13 protein-coding genes and 1 riboswitch are annotated in these 14,701 nt (G+C 70.1%); of the genes, 7 read left to right on the forward strand and 6 right to left on the reverse strand.

Annotated features, from left to right (window positions below):
- Positions 1 to 62: 62 nt before the first annotated feature.
- Positions 63 to 1,388 carry an alpha-lytic protease prodomain-containing protein gene (locus ACIBTM_RS31485; RefSeq protein WP_395880786.1) on the forward strand — a complete coding sequence of 442 codons (1,326 nt, stop codon included), beginning with the start codon at positions 63 to 65 and terminating at the stop codon, positions 1,386 to 1,388.
- Positions 1,389 to 1,567: 179 nt separating this feature from the next.
- Here the strand turns inward: ACIBTM_RS31485 and ACIBTM_RS31490 are convergent, their stop codons facing one another.
- A complete protein-coding gene (locus ACIBTM_RS31490) occupies positions 1,568 to 1,882 on the reverse strand; it encodes a multidrug efflux SMR transporter (RefSeq protein ID WP_360091863.1) in 315 nt (104 codons plus the stop codon).
- A gap of 11 nt (positions 1,883 to 1,893) precedes the next feature.
- Positions 1,894 to 1,962: riboswitch (guanidine-III (ykkC-III) riboswitch) on the reverse strand.
- 79 nt (positions 1,963 to 2,041) lie between these two features.
- Positions 2,042 to 3,253 (reverse strand): MFS transporter, encoded by a 1,212-nt coding sequence (locus ACIBTM_RS31495; RefSeq protein ID WP_395880787.1) that lies wholly within the window; start codon positions 3,251 to 3,253, stop codon positions 2,042 to 2,044.
- An 81-nt stretch (positions 3,254 to 3,334) separates the two neighbouring features.
- On the opposite strand from ACIBTM_RS31495, the gene ACIBTM_RS31500 reads away from it, so the two are divergent.
- Positions 3,335 to 4,237, forward strand: coding sequence for a LysR family transcriptional regulator (locus ACIBTM_RS31500; RefSeq protein ID WP_395880788.1), 903 nt, complete (start codon positions 3,335 to 3,337; stop codon positions 4,235 to 4,237).
- Between the two features lie 2 nt (positions 4,238 to 4,239).
- Here ACIBTM_RS31500 and ACIBTM_RS31505 read toward each other — a convergent pair whose 3' ends face one another.
- Complete coding sequence (locus ACIBTM_RS31505; RefSeq protein ID WP_395880789.1) at positions 4,240 to 4,821, reverse strand: TetR/AcrR family transcriptional regulator; 582 nt, start codon at positions 4,819 to 4,821, stop codon at positions 4,240 to 4,242.
- A 59-nt stretch (positions 4,822 to 4,880) separates the two neighbouring features.
- On the opposite strand from ACIBTM_RS31505, the gene ACIBTM_RS31510 reads away from it, so the two are divergent.
- Positions 4,881 to 5,426 (forward strand): SRPBCC family protein, encoded by a 546-nt coding sequence (locus tag ACIBTM_RS31510; RefSeq protein WP_395880790.1) that lies wholly within the window; start codon positions 4,881 to 4,883, stop codon positions 5,424 to 5,426.
- On the opposite strand, the gene mptB is transcribed toward ACIBTM_RS31510, so the two are convergent.
- Positions 5,330 to 6,769 (reverse strand): polyprenol phosphomannose-dependent alpha 1,6 mannosyltransferase MptB, encoded by a 1,440-nt coding sequence (mptB, locus tag ACIBTM_RS31515; RefSeq protein WP_395880791.1) that lies wholly within the window; start codon positions 6,767 to 6,769, stop codon positions 5,330 to 5,332. The genes ACIBTM_RS31510 and mptB overlap by 97 nt on opposite strands.
- A 193-nt stretch (positions 6,770 to 6,962) precedes the next feature.
- On the opposite strand from mptB, the gene ACIBTM_RS31520 reads away from it, so the two are divergent.
- The 3 genes from ACIBTM_RS31520 to ACIBTM_RS31530 all read left to right on the forward strand — a co-directional run bounded on the left by ACIBTM_RS31520 (position 6,963) and on the right by ACIBTM_RS31530 (position 10,362).
- Complete coding sequence (locus ACIBTM_RS31520; RefSeq protein ID WP_395880793.1) at positions 6,963 to 9,305, forward strand: molybdopterin oxidoreductase family protein; 2,343 nt, start codon at positions 6,963 to 6,965, stop codon at positions 9,303 to 9,305.
- Between the two features lie 3 nt (positions 9,306 to 9,308).
- The gene (locus ACIBTM_RS31525; protein ID WP_395880794.1) at positions 9,309 to 9,767 is read left to right on the forward strand and encodes a hypothetical protein; all 459 of its coding nucleotides are present in this window, start codon (positions 9,309 to 9,311) and stop codon (positions 9,765 to 9,767) included.
- Between the two features lie 85 nt (positions 9,768 to 9,852).
- Entirely contained in the window at positions 9,853 to 10,362 is a 510-nt protein-coding gene (locus tag ACIBTM_RS31530; RefSeq protein ID WP_395880795.1) for an SRPBCC family protein, read from the forward strand.
- Between the two features lie 54 nt (positions 10,363 to 10,416).
- Here the strand turns inward: ACIBTM_RS31530 and ACIBTM_RS31535 are convergent, their stop codons facing one another.
- Positions 10,417 to 11,619, reverse strand: a complete 1,203-nt coding sequence (locus tag ACIBTM_RS31535; protein WP_395880796.1) for a transcriptional regulator — start codon at positions 11,617 to 11,619, stop codon at positions 10,417 to 10,419.
- A gap of 158 nt (positions 11,620 to 11,777) precedes the next feature.
- Between ACIBTM_RS31535 and ACIBTM_RS31540 the strand changes: the two genes are divergently transcribed.
- Positions 11,778 to 13,595 (forward strand): NAD(P)-binding domain-containing protein, encoded by a 1,818-nt coding sequence (locus ACIBTM_RS31540; RefSeq protein WP_395880797.1) that lies wholly within the window; start codon positions 11,778 to 11,780, stop codon positions 13,593 to 13,595.
- Between the two features lie 145 nt (positions 13,596 to 13,740).
- Here the strand turns inward: ACIBTM_RS31540 and ACIBTM_RS31545 are convergent, their stop codons facing one another.
- Positions 13,741 to 14,688 (reverse strand): helix-turn-helix transcriptional regulator, encoded by a 948-nt coding sequence (locus ACIBTM_RS31545; protein ID WP_395880798.1) that lies wholly within the window; start codon positions 14,686 to 14,688, stop codon positions 13,741 to 13,743.
- Between the last annotated feature and the right edge of the window lie 13 nt (positions 14,689 to 14,701).

Here is a 14,701-nt window from a genome sequence, read left to right on the forward strand (position 1 = left end):
CAGGTGCCTCGTACGGTCTGGGACGAGATCTTCTTCCGGAACGCGGTGAGGAAACGCCTGAAATGAACCGAAAGATCGTAGCGGCCGCCGCGGCGGCCCTTACCGGCGCCGGCCTGGTCACGGCCATCGCGCTGACGCCGAGCGCCAGCGCCGGCCAGACCGCCTCGGCGGCCGACCAGGTCCAGCCGGAGGTCGTCTCCGCCTTGGCGCGTGACCTGAAGATCAGCCCGGATCAGGCAAGGACCCGTCTCGCCGTCGAGCAGAAGGCCGCCCGCGCCGACGCCGACCTCAAGACCCGGCTCGGCTCGTCCTACGCGGGATCGTGGCTCGACGCGGCCGGGACCACGCTGACCGTCGCGGTCACCGACGCGGCACTGGAAGGCGTCGTCCGTGCGGCGGGCGCGACCCCGAAGACGGTCGCCCGGAGCGCCGCGCAGCTCGACGCGGCGAAGTTGTCGTTGGACGCCAAGGGAACCAGCGCGCCGAAGACGGTGCCCGGCTGGTACGTCGACGCCACCACCAACTCGATCGTCGTCCTGGCCAACGCCGGTGGCGAAGCCGCCGCGAAGTCGTGGGCGACCGCCTCCGGCGTGCGTGCCGACGCGGTGCGGGTCGAGACCAGCACCGAAAGCCCGGTCCCGCTGATCGACGTCATCGGCGGCAACGCCTACACCTTCGGTTCGGGCCGCTGCTCGATCGGTTTTTCGGTCGAGGGCGGCTTCGTCACCGCGGGCCACTGTGGCACCACCGGCACGCGGACCTCGAACCCGAGCGGGGCCGTCGCGGGCTCCAGCTTCCCCGGCAACGACTACGGGTGGGTCCGGGTCGACGCGGGCAACACCCCGCGCGGACTCGTGAACCGCTACCCGGGCACCGTTCCGGTGGCGGGGTCGCAGGAGGCCGCGATCGGCGCGTCGGTCTGCCGCTCCGGTTCCACGACGGGCTGGCACTGCGGCACGATCCAGCAGAAGAACGCTTCGGTGAACTACCCGCAGGGCACCGTTTCCGGCCTCACGCGGACCAACGCCTGCGCCGAGCCGGGCGACTCCGGCGGTTCGTGGCTCGCGGGCGACCAGGCGCAGGGCGTCACCTCGGGTGGCTCCGGCAACTGCAGCTCGGGCGGCACGTTCTACTTCCAGCCGATCTCGGAGATCCTGAGCGTCTACAGCCTCCGCCTGGTGACCTCGGGTTCGAACCCGCCGTCCAGCACGACACCGACCACCACGACGTCGAACAACCCGCCCGGCGGAACCTGGGCGGCGGGCACCACCTACGCCGCGGGCGCGACGGTGACCTACGACGGCGTTTCGTACCGGGCCCTGCAGGGCCACACCGCTCAGGTCGGTTGGGAGCCCCCGAACGTCCCAGCGCTTTGGGCGCGCGCCTGACCACCTAGCCGTCCGGGCCACACGCAGGGGTGCGCCCGGACCCGACCGCCCCCGACGTCGTCCGTGCGCCGGGGGCGGTCCCTCTTTTGCCGGGTTGGTTGTCGTCCATCCAGTCACGCGTGTCGTCCGTCTGATCACACGTGTCGGCCCCTCAGACACGCATGACCACCTTGCCGGGATCAGTGCAGGACCTTCAGGCCCACCACACAGGCGACGATCCCCACGATCAGCAGGATCCGGGCCACCGAAACGGTTTCCGCGCCCGACCACATGCCGTAGGCGACGGTGAGCGAAGCCCCGATGCCGACCCAGACCGCGTAGGCGGTGCCGACGGGGAGATCCTTCATCGCGTAAGCGAGACCCACCATGCTGGCCACCAGCGTCACACCGAAGATCACCGACGGCACCGGCCGGGACAACCCTTCGGACCTGCCGAGGGCGGTGGCCCAAACGGCTTCCAGTACACCCGAGACGACGAGGACAAGCCACGACATGACGCGCTCCCAGAGCGCCGTCTTGTCGCTGGCCGGGTACGGCACCCACTCGTCCGGGGACCTCGTTCAGGAGGTTCCTCGACCAGGATGGCACACCGCCCGCGTGGCTCGCCCGCCGGTTTGACGAGGGTCACCACGCGGGCGCGCCATTGTGGACGGTCAGGTCAGCACCTTGGGGGCCGACCACGCCAGCAAACCCAGTTCCAGCACCGAGAAACCGATCAGTGCCCACGCGCTCGGCAGCCAGATCAGCGCGATGCCGACGAGCAGGACGGGCAGGACGAGCCCGGCGTAGGCGGCCAGGAACAGGGCGGCGAGGACCTCACCGCGCACCGGCGGTTCGGCGAGGGCGGCGACGGTGGCCACCGAGGCACGGAAGCCCAGCCCGACACCGGCTCCCGCCACGATCCCGCCCGCGACGAAGAGCCACAGCTGGGACGTCGTCACCGCGACCGGCAGCGCCACCAGCCCGCTCACCATCAGCCCGAGGCCGAGCCGGAGCTGGGTTTTCCTGGCCAGGCCGGCGAAGAGCACCTGCGCCGCGGCCGCCGCGAGGAACACGGAGAACGACGCGAGACCGGCCAGCAGCCGCGAACTCTCGTGCATGCCTTGCGCCAGCAACGTCGGCGTCAGGGCCATGAACAGGCCCGTGATCGCGAACGCCGCGAACGCGCCGATCGCCGCGCCGAAGAAGGCGGGCCGTGCGCTCGACGGCAGTGAGACGCGCTGCGGCCGATAGGCGGGCCGTTCTTCGGCGCGCTCCACGGTTTCCGGTACGAGCGCGACGGCGACGGCCGCGGCGAGCAGCAGTACCAGGAAGAACACGAACGGAGTGGTGAGGGGCTCGGCCGAATAGCTCGCGAACACGCCGCCGAACAGCGGGCCGAGTGCCAGCCCGCCCATGTTGACGACGGTCGCGATCAGTCCCGCCCGGCCGTGGTCCTCCCGCGGCCGGGCGACGGCGCGGAGTTCGGACAGGTGCGCGGTGGCGGTCGCGGTCAGCGCGCCGATACCCGCGCCGCCGACGAGCCTGGCCAGGATCAGCCCGGGAACGTCCGGCCACATCAGGAAAAGCGTCGCGGAGAGGGCCTGTGTCAAGGTCGCGGCGAGGATCACCCGCCGTCGTCCCAGCCAGTCGCTGACATGGCCGGCCAGGTACAGGCTGCCCATCACGCCGACGGCGTACGCCGCGAACACGATGGTCACGACGTAGGTCGGGAAACCGTCGCGCTGCTGATAGAGCACGTAGAGCGGGGTGGGGACGGTGGAGAAGGCCAGGGAGGCGGCATAGGCCGCCGCGATGACCCAGAAACCGCGACCGTGGCTGATCCGCCGGAACGCGGGACGGGGGAGGGCGACGCTGTTCAGCATGCCTCCACTGTGAATCTTCGGATCATCCAAGTCCAACGAACAATCCTGGTCACAGTTATCGATGGATGCGATAATCGAAGGGTGGAGGCCCGTCAGCTCGAATGCTTCGTCGCCGTCGCCGAGGAGCTCAGCTTCACTCGTGCCGCTCGGCGGTTGTACGCGGTGCAGTCCACCGTCTCGGCGACGATCCAGGCCCTCGAAGGCGAATTGGGGGTCAAGCTGTTCGATCGGTCCACGCGAAGGGTCGAGCTCTCCCCGGCGGGAAAGGTGTTCCTGCCCGAGGCCAAGGCCGCGTTGGAGGCCTTCGACAGGGCACGCGAGGTGGTCACCGACGCTTCCGCCGGTCTGCGAGGCAGCCTCCGTATCGGCACCCTGACCAGTGTCGGCGATCTCGATCTGCCCGATCTGCTCGGCGCGTTCCACCGCCGCTACCCGCTGGTCGACCTGCACGTTTCGGTGTCGATCACCGGGTCCACCGGGCTGGCCGAGGATCTGCGGCAGGGCAGGCTCGACGTCGCCCTGCTCGGCCTGCCCGAATCCGATCTCGGCGGGCTCGACACCAAACTGCTGGGTTCGGCGCCGTTCGTCGCCGCGCTGCCCGACGGTCACCGGCTGAGCGGACGGCGGTCGCTGACCTTGGCGGACCTCGCGGGCGAGTCGTTCGTGGACAATCCCCGCGGCTTCGGCAACCGGGTGGCCCTGGACCGGGCTTTCGAGGCGCTCGGGGCGCCGCGCCGGGTCATCGTCGAGGTCGCCGACCTGCGTGCCGTGCCCTCCTACGTCGCGGCAGGGCTCGGCGTCGCCGTCGTGCCCGATCTCAAGCTGCTCGCGGGGGTCCGGACGATCCCGCTCGACGAGCCCGGCCTCACCTGGCCGCTGACCATCGCCATCAGGGGAGAACGGCCGCCGAGCCGGGCCGCCCGGCTGCTGCTCGACCTGGTCGACGGCGGGGAGTTCTCCCTCGTGATCCCCGCCCGGACCTGAGTTCAGCCCGTCAGCAGCGTGCGGGTCGTCCTCGTCACCAGGTCGACGGTGCGTGGCGGTGGTGCTTCGCCGCGGTCGAGGTGTCTCTTCACCGCGGCGTAGGGGAGGTCCACGAGGGCCAGCATCAGCTCGTCGGTGCTCCGGCCGGTCAGCGGACGCAGCTTCCGCAGCACCTTGGTGATGGCCGTGTCGAGTCTGTGGTTGGCAGCCTCGACCTTGGCGCGATCCTCGGCGCTCCAGTCGTCGACGCCGAGTGCCCTGTCGCCCCCGTAGAGCAGTTTCGCCTCGGCGGGATGGGCGCGGCACCACCGGACGACCTGCGCGGCGGCTTCGACGGCGGCTTCGACGGCCGGTTCCTGTTCGAGCGCTTCGAGGTAGCCCTGCTGGAAGCCGGTCAGGGTGCGGAGCCAGACGGCGGCGAGCAGTGCCGGACGTCCGGGGAAGCGGTGGTAGATCGACCCGCTCGGCGCGCCGACCTCGCGGGCGACGGCCGACATGGTCACCCCGGCCACCCCTTCGGCGGCGAAAAGCCGCACGGCCGCGTCGAGGAAGTCGTCGGCGGTGTGACGCGGTGGTCGTCCCATTTTCAGAGACTATCCTCTACTATGGTTTTAGTGGAAGGTCTCTAGAACTAGGAGGAACGATGCGCGTGTGGAACAGGCATTCCCGGATCGTCGACGTCGCACCGGAACGCGTCGGTACGCTCATCGACACACTGTCCACCGACGACGACAGGCTCTGGCCCGTCGACGCGTGGCCGCCGATGCGGTTCGACCGGCCGCTCGGTGTGGGCGCCGACGGCGGGCACGGGCCGGTGCGGTACCACGTGGAGTCCTATGAACCCGGAAGGTCAGTGCGGTTCCGGTTCACCGCGCCGCGCGGCTTCGACGGGTTCCACGAATTCACCCTGCGGGCGGCGGAAACCGGGGAGACCGAGCTCGCGCATCTCATCATGATGCGACTCCGGCGTCCCGCGTGGTTCAGCTATCCGCTGCTGTGGCGGCCGATGCACGACGCCCTGCTGGAGGACTGCCTGGACCGTGCCGAGCGCGAACTCACCGGCACGGTCCGGACGCCCGCGCGATGGAGCCCTTACGTCCGATTCCTGCGAAACCTGATCTCCGGCAAGAGGTCCTTGCGCTTCAGGAAGAACAAGGTCGCGCCGATGAGTGCCACGGCGATCAGGTAGCCCAGCGCCAAGGAGACGGCGCCGCCGTTCGCGGGCGGGAGCAGGACACCGAACACGGCGCTGACCCCGGCGAGGATCCAGCGGGCGCGGTCGGTCTTCAGGCTCACGGCGAGCAGCGCGACCGTCCACAGGAGATACCAGGGCTGCACGACCGGCCCGAAGACCAGCATCGCGGCGAAGGTCAGCCCCCCGCCGTGGAGCGGGTGCAGCTTCTCCCGGTACGTGAGCCACAGCAGCCTGGCGCCGACGGCGAGACCGAGGATGGCTCCGATGAGCGAGAACACCTTGATCGCGCTGTCGGTCAGGTCGGCCCCGAAGATCTTGCCGATCCCGCCGAAGAGGAAGCCGAGTTCGTTGGTGGGCGCCATCCAGCTGTGGACCTGGCCCGACACCCCGGACAGCACGCGGACCCAGCCGAAGCCGAGCCCGCTGCCGAGTGAGATCGCCGCGGTGACGGCGGCGAATCCGGCGGGCAGCCCGAGCGCGACCGCCACCCGGCCGGCGGGTGTCGCCCGGCGGAACAGGTCGACGCCGACGAACAGCAGACCCGCCACGGCCACGATCTTGATGTTCGCGGCCGCGCTCACCGTGAGCACGCCGGCCGCGATCAGGGCGGGCCGGGCCGCGCCGGTCTTCGCCGCGCCCATGAGGACGAGCTCCAGCCCGGCGACCATCAGCCCGACCATGAGCCCGTCGTTGTGCACCCCCGCCACGACGTGCCAGAGCACCAGCGGGTTGAGCACGGCCAGCCACAACGCGATCGACGGCGAAACCCCGACGCGGCGGGCGAGGCGGGGGAGCGCCCACGCCATGAGCACGATGCCGATCAGGCCCAGCAGCCGGTGGAGCAGCACCGTCGGCACGAAGGCGTCCCCGGCGACCTGGGCGATCGTGCGGGCCAGCGCGACGAACGCCGGACCATACGGCGCGGGCGTGTCCCGCCAGTAGTGGCTGACCGCCATCGTCACCGGGGAATCGGCGCCGAGCGCCTCGGCGGGCCCCACGAGATAGGTGTCCAGCCCCTTGGCCGCGATCAGGCCTTGCGCCAGGTAGCTGTTGATGTCACCGCTGAACAGGGGACGCGCGACGAGCAGCGGCGCGCACCACGAGACCGCGATCCAGTACAGCCGCCGCTCGGGCAGCCCGGCGGCGAGCCGCCCGATGCCGAGCCAGGACAGCACGAGGGTGGCCATCCCGGCGACGCCCAGCGCCACCACCAGCACCGAGGGCAGGCCGATCCCGGACGTGACCAGCACCAGCACGGCGATTCCGAGGAAACCCGCCCAGTGCAACGCCGAGATGTTCAGCCCGGTCTTCTCCGGCGCGGGCAAGACGTTCTGCATGCGGCCAAACTACTGCAAGCGCGAAACGTGGTTCCGCCGATCGGACGGGAATCCGCCTCCGGCGCCGCGGGACCGCGTCCGCCAGGGTGTACCCCGCGCCGGAGAGGTGGTGGTCGCTCACAGCGTCCACTGTGGACCGATCGCCCGCTTTGCCCGGTGTTTCGGCTAGTGAGCGGCGTGGTACGGCTTCCGCATGAACGCAGACGCGGTACCGGAGCGAATCGCCGAGGTCTGGGGAGAACGGACCCCGTTCCCGCGAGGGGCCGCTTGGCCCCGCAGAGCGGACATCCATCTCGAGGCGGGTGTCACGGAATCCGATGTGGATCGCTGGGTCCGGTCGGCCTGCGTCCTGTGCAGCAACGGCTGCGCGTGCGACATCGCGGTGAAGGACGGCAGGATGGTCGGCGTCCGCGGACGTGAGACCGACCTGGTCAACCACGGCCGGATGGGGCCCAAGGGGCTCTACGGGTCGTGGCAATGGAGCGGGAAGGACCGGTTGACGCGGCCGTTGATCCGTCGCGACGGTGAACTGGTGGAATCCGGCTGGGACGCCGCGATGGACCTGATCGTGCGGCGCTCCACGGAACTACTGGACGAGGCCGGGCCGTTGTCGCACGGTTTCTACACCAGCGGTCAGTTGTTCCTGGAGGAGTACTACACGCTCGGCGTCATCGGCAAAGCCGGCCTCGGCACACCGCATATGGACGGCAACACCCGGCTGTGCACGGCCACCTCCGCCGCCGCGATGAAGGAGAGCTTCGGCTCCGACGGCCAGCCCGGGACGTACGCCGACATCGACCACTGCGACGCGCTTTTCCTCTTCGGCCACAACATGGCCGAGACACAGACCGTGCTGTGGAGCCGGGCCCTCGACCGGCTCGCCGGGCCGGAGCCGCCCGTGGTCGTCGCCGTCGATCCGAGGCGGACGAAGGTCGCCGAGGCGGCGGTGGAGTCCGGTGGTCTCCATCTCGCGCCGCTGCCCGGCACCAATCAGGCGCTGATGAACGGTCTGGTCCGCGAACTGATCGTGAACAAGTGGATCGACGAGGACTACGTTTCCGCGCACACCCTCGGCTTCTCCGAACTAGAAAAGACCGTCGAGCCGTACACCCCAGGGCGCGTCGGCGAGATCTGCGGGGTCGAGCCGGACGCACTGGTGCGGGCCGCGGAGATCTTCGGCACGTCCGAGCGGGTGCTGTCGACCGTGCTGCAGGGCTTCTACCAGTCGCATCAGGCCACCGCCGCGGCCTGCCAGGTCAACAACCTCCATCTGCTGCGGGGCATGCTCGGCAAGCCGGGTGGCGGAGTGCTGCAGATGAACGGCCAGCCCACCGCGCAGAACACCCGCGAATGCGGTGCCGACGGCGACCTTCCCGGGTTCCGCAACTGGGAGAACCCCGGTCACGTCCGGCAGCTGGCCGAACTGTGGAACGTCGACGAGATGACCATCCCGCACTGGGCACCGCCGACGCACGCCATGCAGATCTGGCGGTACGCCGAACAGGGCTCGATCCGATTCCTGTGGATCTCGGCGACGAATCCCGCCGTCTCCATGCCGGAACTGCCGCGTATCCGCGAGATCCTCGGAAAGGAGGACCTGTTCGTCGTGGTGCAGGACGGTTTCCGGACCGAGACGGCCGAATTCGCCGACGTCGTCCTCCCGGCCGCGCTCTGGGGCGAGAAACAGGGGACCTTCACCAACGCCAACCGCACGGTGCATCTGTCGGAGAAGGCCGTCGAGCCGCCCGGCGAGGCCCGTGCCGATCTGGACATCTTCCTCGACTACGCGCGGCGGATGGATTTCCGTGACCGTGACGGCGATCCGCTGATCGGCTGGCGGACTCCGGAGGACGCCTTCCGTGCCTGGCAGGAGTGCAGCCGGGGCCGGTTGTGCGACTACAGCGGCCTGTCGTACGACGGGCTCCGTGGCGGCAGCGGGATCCAATGGCCGTGCGACGGCGAGCGGCCGGACGGCACCGAACGGCTCTACACCGACGGTGTGTTCCCCACGAGGACGGACGCTTGCGAGGACTTCGGTCACGACTTGCTCGCCGGCGGAACGGTCTCGCCTCAGGAGCACAAAGCCCTGCGGCCGGACGGGCGCGCGTTCCTCAAGGCCGCGGAGTACACATCTCCGCCGGAGGAGCCCGGCGAGCGGTATCCGTTCGTCTGCACGACCGGGCGCACGGTGTACCACTTCCACACGCGGACGAAGACCGGCCGTGCCCCGGAACTCCGGCGGGCCGCGCCGGAACCTTGGGCGGAGCTCGCCGCCGCCGACGCCGCCGAGCTCGGTGTCACGGACGGGGATCTGGTCCGGGTCGAGTCCGTCAGGGGCGGCGTCGAGGTGCCGGCGCGGATCGGCCGTGTCCGTCCCGGCGTCGTGTTCCTGCCGTTCCACTACGGCTATTGGGACACCGGCGGCGAAGGTCGTCCCCGCGCCGCCAACGAACTGACCATGACCGAATGGGATCCGGTGTCCAAGCAGCCGCTGTTCAAGATCGGTGCCGTCCGCGTCCGCAAGGTGGAGGGCTGACCCATGCATCTCGCCACGTACCTCGGGCTTCTGCACACTTCGCTGAACACCCTCGCCGACGCCTTCCGGGAGGCCGGCCGCGGCCACGGCGAGGAGCCCGACGTCGAGCACACGTGCCTGGTGCTCGCCGGGCGGATAGACCGACAGACCGAGGCACTCGCCCCGATCGTCGAGCGGTACGGCGAAGACCGCGAAGAGGAGCCCGAGCGGCTCCACGCCGCAGGACTGGAAGGCACTCGCAGCGGCGGGGTCGGTCTGTTGAGGGACCTGCAGGACCTCTACGCCCTCTCGTCGTTCACCGACATCACGTGGACCGTCGTGGGCCAGGCCGCCCAGGGCCTGCGTGACCGGGAACTGCTCGACTTGGTCGAGGAGCACGAACAGGAGACCGCGCGGCAACTGAGCTGGCTTCGTACGCGGATGAAGCAAGCCGCTCCCCAAGCGCTCATCGCCGCACGATGATTCCGCGTCCGTGCTGTGCTCACGGCTTCAGGCTTGACCGGGGCGGCTACTGCTGGTGGGCTGGCGAAGTCGACTGGGAGGCGCGATGGCGACGAGGCCGAGGGACAGCCTGACCTACAGCGAACCGATCGCGACCGGAGAGGTCACGATCGGCACCACCCCCGAGCAGGTGTACCGGCTCGTCAGCGATCCGGTCTCGATGGCGCGGTGCACCGAGGAACTGCGCGAGGCACGCTGGATCCGCGGCGCGACGGAGGCACGCGTCGGGAACTGGTTCGCCGGCAGCAACCGCAACGGGTGGCGGCGCTGGGTGACCCACGCCGAGATCACCGAGGCCGAACCCGGGCGGAGGTTCGCGTACCGGGTGCGCACGCCGTTCCGCGTGCCGATTTCCCGGTGGGAGTACGACATCGTCCCCGAAGGCGACGGCAGCCGTCTCACCGTGACGAACTGGCTGCGGGTGCCGCCGTGGTTCGTCCCGATCGCCATTTTCATCACCGGCGAGCCGGATCGCGCCGGGACGAACCGGGCCAATATCGCCACCACGTTGCAGCGGGTGAAGGCCCGGCTCGAGGGCCGGGAGTGGCATCGCTGACGGGGACCCGGCCCGCCGTCTGGTGTCGGCCGGGAGAGTGGCGCCGGGCGCGGTTCAGCCGCCGACTTCGAGTCCTTTATGGACGGTCAGAGTGACACCCGAGGCCAGCCGGTACGGCCGGGTGTCCACAATGGCCCCCAGCAGCCGTCGCAGCCGGGATACCTCGGCGCGGACGGTGACGAGGTGTTCGGCGTCGCCGTAGAGCGCCCTGCTGAGCGCCTCGGCCGAAAGCCCGGACAGGCCCGCCGTGTCGAGGTGCATCAGGATCTCCGCGTGCCGGGGTGTCACGGTGCGGACCCAGCCGACGTCACCCGAGGCCATCCGCAGCATCGGCGCGTGGCCCAGTTCGAGATCCAGCCGGACCTGGCGCGCGGTGTCGGCGGGGCGGACGAGCCAGCCTTCGCCCAGCCGCTCGGGCAGACAGGCGCCGAGTCCGGGCACGGCGAGGATCTGTCCCTCCGACGGCGCGGCGATCCGCGCGCCGGAGGCGACCCCGGCGGAGTGGGCCACCCAGCCGTCGTCGTCCACGAGCAGCACCGGGCCGCCCACGCCGGTGACCACCGGTTCGGCGGTCCGGCGCAACCGGTCGAGACCTTGCTGGTGGTGCCGCCAGAGTTCGGATTCGACCAGCCGCCGCCCGGTCTCCACCAGCGCGCCGATCGCCGGGTGCAAGGTCAGGGCGGGACCGCTGACGTCGATCACGCCGAGCAGTTCGCCAGTGCGCGGATCGTGCACCGGCGACGCGGTGCAGTACCAGGGATGCTGGCCTTGTTCGAAATGTTCCCCGGCGAGCAGTTCCACCGGCGCGGCCTCGGCGAGCGCGGTGCCGATCGCGTTGGTGCCGACCCTGGTCTCGGTCCAGACGGCGCCTTCGGTGAAGCCGAGGGTGTCGGCCCGGCGCCGCACGGCGGGCGAACCCACCCGCCAGAGGATGACGCCGTCGGCGTCGGTCACCACGAGCAGCATGTTCGCGGTGTCGGCCGTCGCGCCGACCACCTGTCCGAGGTCGTCCACCACCAACCGCAGCGGGGAGGCGCGCCGGCGGCGGGTGACTTCGTCGAGCGGCACCGAATCCCGGGCGTTCACCCCGTCGGCGGCCAGTCCCAGGCTCAGCATCCGTGACCACGAGCGCGACACCAGCGGTCGCGGCCGTACTCGCGGGCGACCACCGCCGATCACGGCCTCGTGCATGCGGATCAGGTCGCGGGCGTGCATCGGCAGGTCGGCACCTGGTGGGACCGAGCTGTGCACGCTCACACGCCACCTCCGCACCATCGCGTCGACTGACCAGCATAGGTCCGGCGGACGAGGCGCGCCAAGGAGGCCGCGCTGCAACTCGCTGCAACCCTTGCCGCCGCACCCGGCCGCGGCGTGTGATCGGGGTAACAGCCGAACGCCGACGTTCAGGAGTGGCCATGACACAGACGGTGGACCGGATCGAGGCGACGGGCTCGCCGCAGGCTCGGGTGGACGCTTGGCTGAGCCGATTCGAAACGGCCCTCGCCGAGCGCGACATCGAAGCCGCCGCCGCCCTTTTCGCCGTCGACAGCTATTGGCGTGACCTGGTCGCCTTCACCTGGACGATCAAGACGGTCGAAGGTCGCGACGAGGTGGCCGGCCTGCTCGGCGACTGTCTGGATCGGATCGATCCTTCCGGGTTCCGCACGACCGAAACGCCGACCGAAGCCGACGGCGTGATCGATGCGTGGCTCGAATTCGAAACCGCGACCGGTCGCGCGAAGGGCCATTTGAGGCTGAAGGACGAAGGCGCCTGGACACTGCTGACCAGTTTGCGTGAGCTCAAAGGTTTCGAGGAACGTCGCAACGATCAGCGGCCGAAGGGCGTCGAGCACGGCGTCGTCCGCGGCCGGAAGTCGTGGGCGGAGAAACGCGAGGAGGAACAGACCCGGCTCGGTTACGAGCAGCAGCCGTACGTCGTCGTCATCGGCGGCGGCCAGGGCGGGATCGCGCTCGGCGCCAGGCTGCGGCAGCTCGACGTGCCCACGCTCGTCCTGGAACGCAACCAGCGGCCGGGCGACTCGTGGCGCAAGCGGTACAAGAACCTCTGCCTGCACGACCCGGTCTGGTACGACCACCTGCCCTATCTGCCGTTCCCGGACAACTGGCCGGTGTTCGCGCCCAAGGACAAGATCGCCGACTGGCTCGAGATGTACACGCGGCTCATGGAAGTGCCGTACTGGACGAGCACCGAAGTCACCTCGGCCTCCTGGGACGAGGAGAAGCAGCAGTGGCTGGTGACCGTCGTCCGCGAGGGCGAGGAACTGGTGCTCACCCCGCGGCACGTCGTGTTCGCGACGGGGATGTCCGGCAAGCCGAATCTCCCGTCGTTCCCGGGAATGGACGAATTCGAAGGCGATCAGCACCATTCGTCCCAGCACCCTGGCCCGGATTCCTACGCAGGCAAGAAGGCGGTCGTGGTCGGCTCCAACAACTCCGCGCACGACATCTGCGCGGCGCTGTGGGAACACGGCGCCGACGTCACCATGGTGCAACGGTCGTCGACGCATGTGGTGAAGTCGGATTCGCTCATGGAGCTGGGACTCGGCGACCTGTACTCGGAACGCGCGGTGCGCTCGGGGATCACCACCGACAAGGCGGACATGATCTTCGCGTCGATCCCGTACCGGATCATGCCGCAGTTCCAGATCCCGGTGTACGACGCGATCCGTGAGCGGGACAAGGATTTCTACGCGCGGCTGGAGGCCGCCGGGTTCCAGCACGACTGGGGCGACGACGGATCCGGCCTGTTCCTGAAGTACCTGCGCCGCGGCTCCGGCTACTACATCGACGTCGGTGCGTCGGAACTGGTCGCCGACGGGAAGATCAAGCTGGCCCATGGCCAGGTCGATCATCTGACCCGTGACGCGGTGGTGCTGTCCGACGGCACGGAACTGGAGGCCGACCTCGTCGTCTACGCCACCGGCTACGGCTCGATGAACGGCTGGGTCGCGGATCTGGTCGGGCAGGAGACCGCGGACCTCGTCGGCAAATGCTGGGGCCTGGGCTCCGGGACGACGAAGGACCCCGGTCCGTGGGAGGGGGAGCAGCGCAATATGTGGAAGCCCACGCAGAAGGACGGTCTTTGGTTCCATGGCGGGAACCTGCACCAGTCGCGGCACTACTCCCTATACCTGGCGCTGCAACTGAAAGCGCGCTACGAGGGCATCCCGACGCCGGTGTTCGGGCTCCAGGAGGTTCACCACAAGTCGTGACGGCCTCAAGGCCTCGGCCGCCGTGCACCGCCTCCGGACCTCGGGCGGGCCCGGCGCCGAGGGGCACCGCCCCCGGACCACGGGCGGTCGACGACGTCGGGCACCGTTCCCCAGACCCGGTGCGGGCCCGGCGTCGTACCCGTGTTCAGCGGGCGGCCTTCGCGTAACGGCGGGCCAGGACGGCGAAAGCCTCCCGCAGTTCGGGAGGCCCGACGACCTCGATATCGGCGTCGAACCGGCCGATACTCGCCGCGAGACCGGCCCACGACCAGGACCCCAGCACCAGACGGCATCGATCCGGCCCGAGTTCTTCCACGACACGGTCGCGGACGTAGTGGGACACCGTGGCCGCCGGGAGGTGGAGGACGACTTCCCCGCGGCACGGCCACTCGCCGGAGTCGGACGAGCCACGGAACCGGCTCGCGACGAAGGTGGCGACGTCGGGGGCCGGCAGTTCGCGCGGCGTGAACCGCGGTCCGGCCGGGGTGCGCGGGGAGATCCGGTCGGCCCGGAAGGTGCGCCAATCCGCGCGATCCAGATCCCAGGCGACGAGGTACCAGCGGCCGCGCCAGGTGACGAGGTGATGCGGTTCGGCCCGGCGCCGCTCGTCCGCGTAGTCGAACCGCAGCACCTCGCGGGCGTGCACCGCCGCACCGAGCGCGAACAGCACATCGCCGTCGACGCGGGGCTCCGAGCGGCTCGCGGGTGATTCGACGGCGGTGACGCGCAGCGTGTCGATCCGGCGCCGCAGCCGCGAGGGCATCACCTGCCGGACGGTGTGCAGCGCCCGCATCGCGGCCTCCTCGATGCCCGCGCCGCTGGTGGTGGCGATCTGGAGCGCGACGGCCAGCGCGACCGCTTGATCGTCGTCGAACAGCAGCGGCGGCAGCTCGGACCCGGCATCGAGCCGGTACCCGCCGTCGGGCCCTTTGATGGTCGCGATGGGGTAGCCGAGCTCGCGAAGCCTGTCGACGTCGCGTCGCACGGTGCGCGGGCTGATGTCCAGTCGCTCGGCCAGCAGCGCGCCCGGCCAATCGCGACGGGCCTGCAGCAACGAGAGCATCGACAGCAGTCGCGCGGAGGTCTTCGGCATGTTTTCCATGATG

This window comes from Amycolatopsis sp. NPDC049868 (genome assembly GCF_044461365.1).
Classification (GTDB): domain Bacteria; phylum Actinomycetota; class Actinomycetes; order Mycobacteriales; family Pseudonocardiaceae; genus Amycolatopsis.

What these genes read in the sequence shown, in the direction of transcription:
- ACIBTM_RS31485 (WP_395880786.1), top strand. Translation starts at nt 63, where the DNA reads ATGAACCGAAAGATCGTAGCGGCCGCCGCGGCGGCCCTTACCGGCGCC.
- ACIBTM_RS31490 (WP_360091863.1), bottom strand. Translation starts at nt 1,882, where the DNA reads ATGTCGTGGCTTGTCCTCGTCGTCTCGGGTGTACTGGAAGCCGTTTGG.
- ACIBTM_RS31495 (WP_395880787.1), bottom strand. Translation starts at nt 3,253, where the DNA reads ATGCTGAACAGCGTCGCCCTCCCCCGTCCCGCGTTCCGGCGGATCAGC.
- ACIBTM_RS31505 (WP_395880789.1), bottom strand. Translation starts at nt 4,821, where the DNA reads ATGGGACGACCACCGCGTCACACCGCCGACGACTTCCTCGACGCGGCC.
- ACIBTM_RS31510 (WP_395880790.1), top strand. Translation starts at nt 4,881, where the DNA reads ATGCGCGTGTGGAACAGGCATTCCCGGATCGTCGACGTCGCACCGGAA.
- mptB (WP_395880791.1), bottom strand. Translation starts at nt 6,769, where the DNA reads ATGCAGAACGTCTTGCCCGCGCCGGAGAAGACCGGGCTGAACATCTCG.
- ACIBTM_RS31520 (WP_395880793.1), top strand. Translation starts at nt 6,963, where the DNA reads ATGAACGCAGACGCGGTACCGGAGCGAATCGCCGAGGTCTGGGGAGAA.
- ACIBTM_RS31525 (WP_395880794.1), top strand. Translation starts at nt 9,309, where the DNA reads ATGCATCTCGCCACGTACCTCGGGCTTCTGCACACTTCGCTGAACACC.
- ACIBTM_RS31530 (WP_395880795.1), top strand. Translation starts at nt 9,853, where the DNA reads ATGGCGACGAGGCCGAGGGACAGCCTGACCTACAGCGAACCGATCGCG.
- ACIBTM_RS31540 (WP_395880797.1), top strand. Translation starts at nt 11,778, where the DNA reads ATGACACAGACGGTGGACCGGATCGAGGCGACGGGCTCGCCGCAGGCT.
- ACIBTM_RS31545 (WP_395880798.1), bottom strand. Translation starts at nt 14,688, where the DNA reads ATGCCGAAGACCTCCGCGCGACTGCTGTCGATGCTCTCGTTGCTGCAG.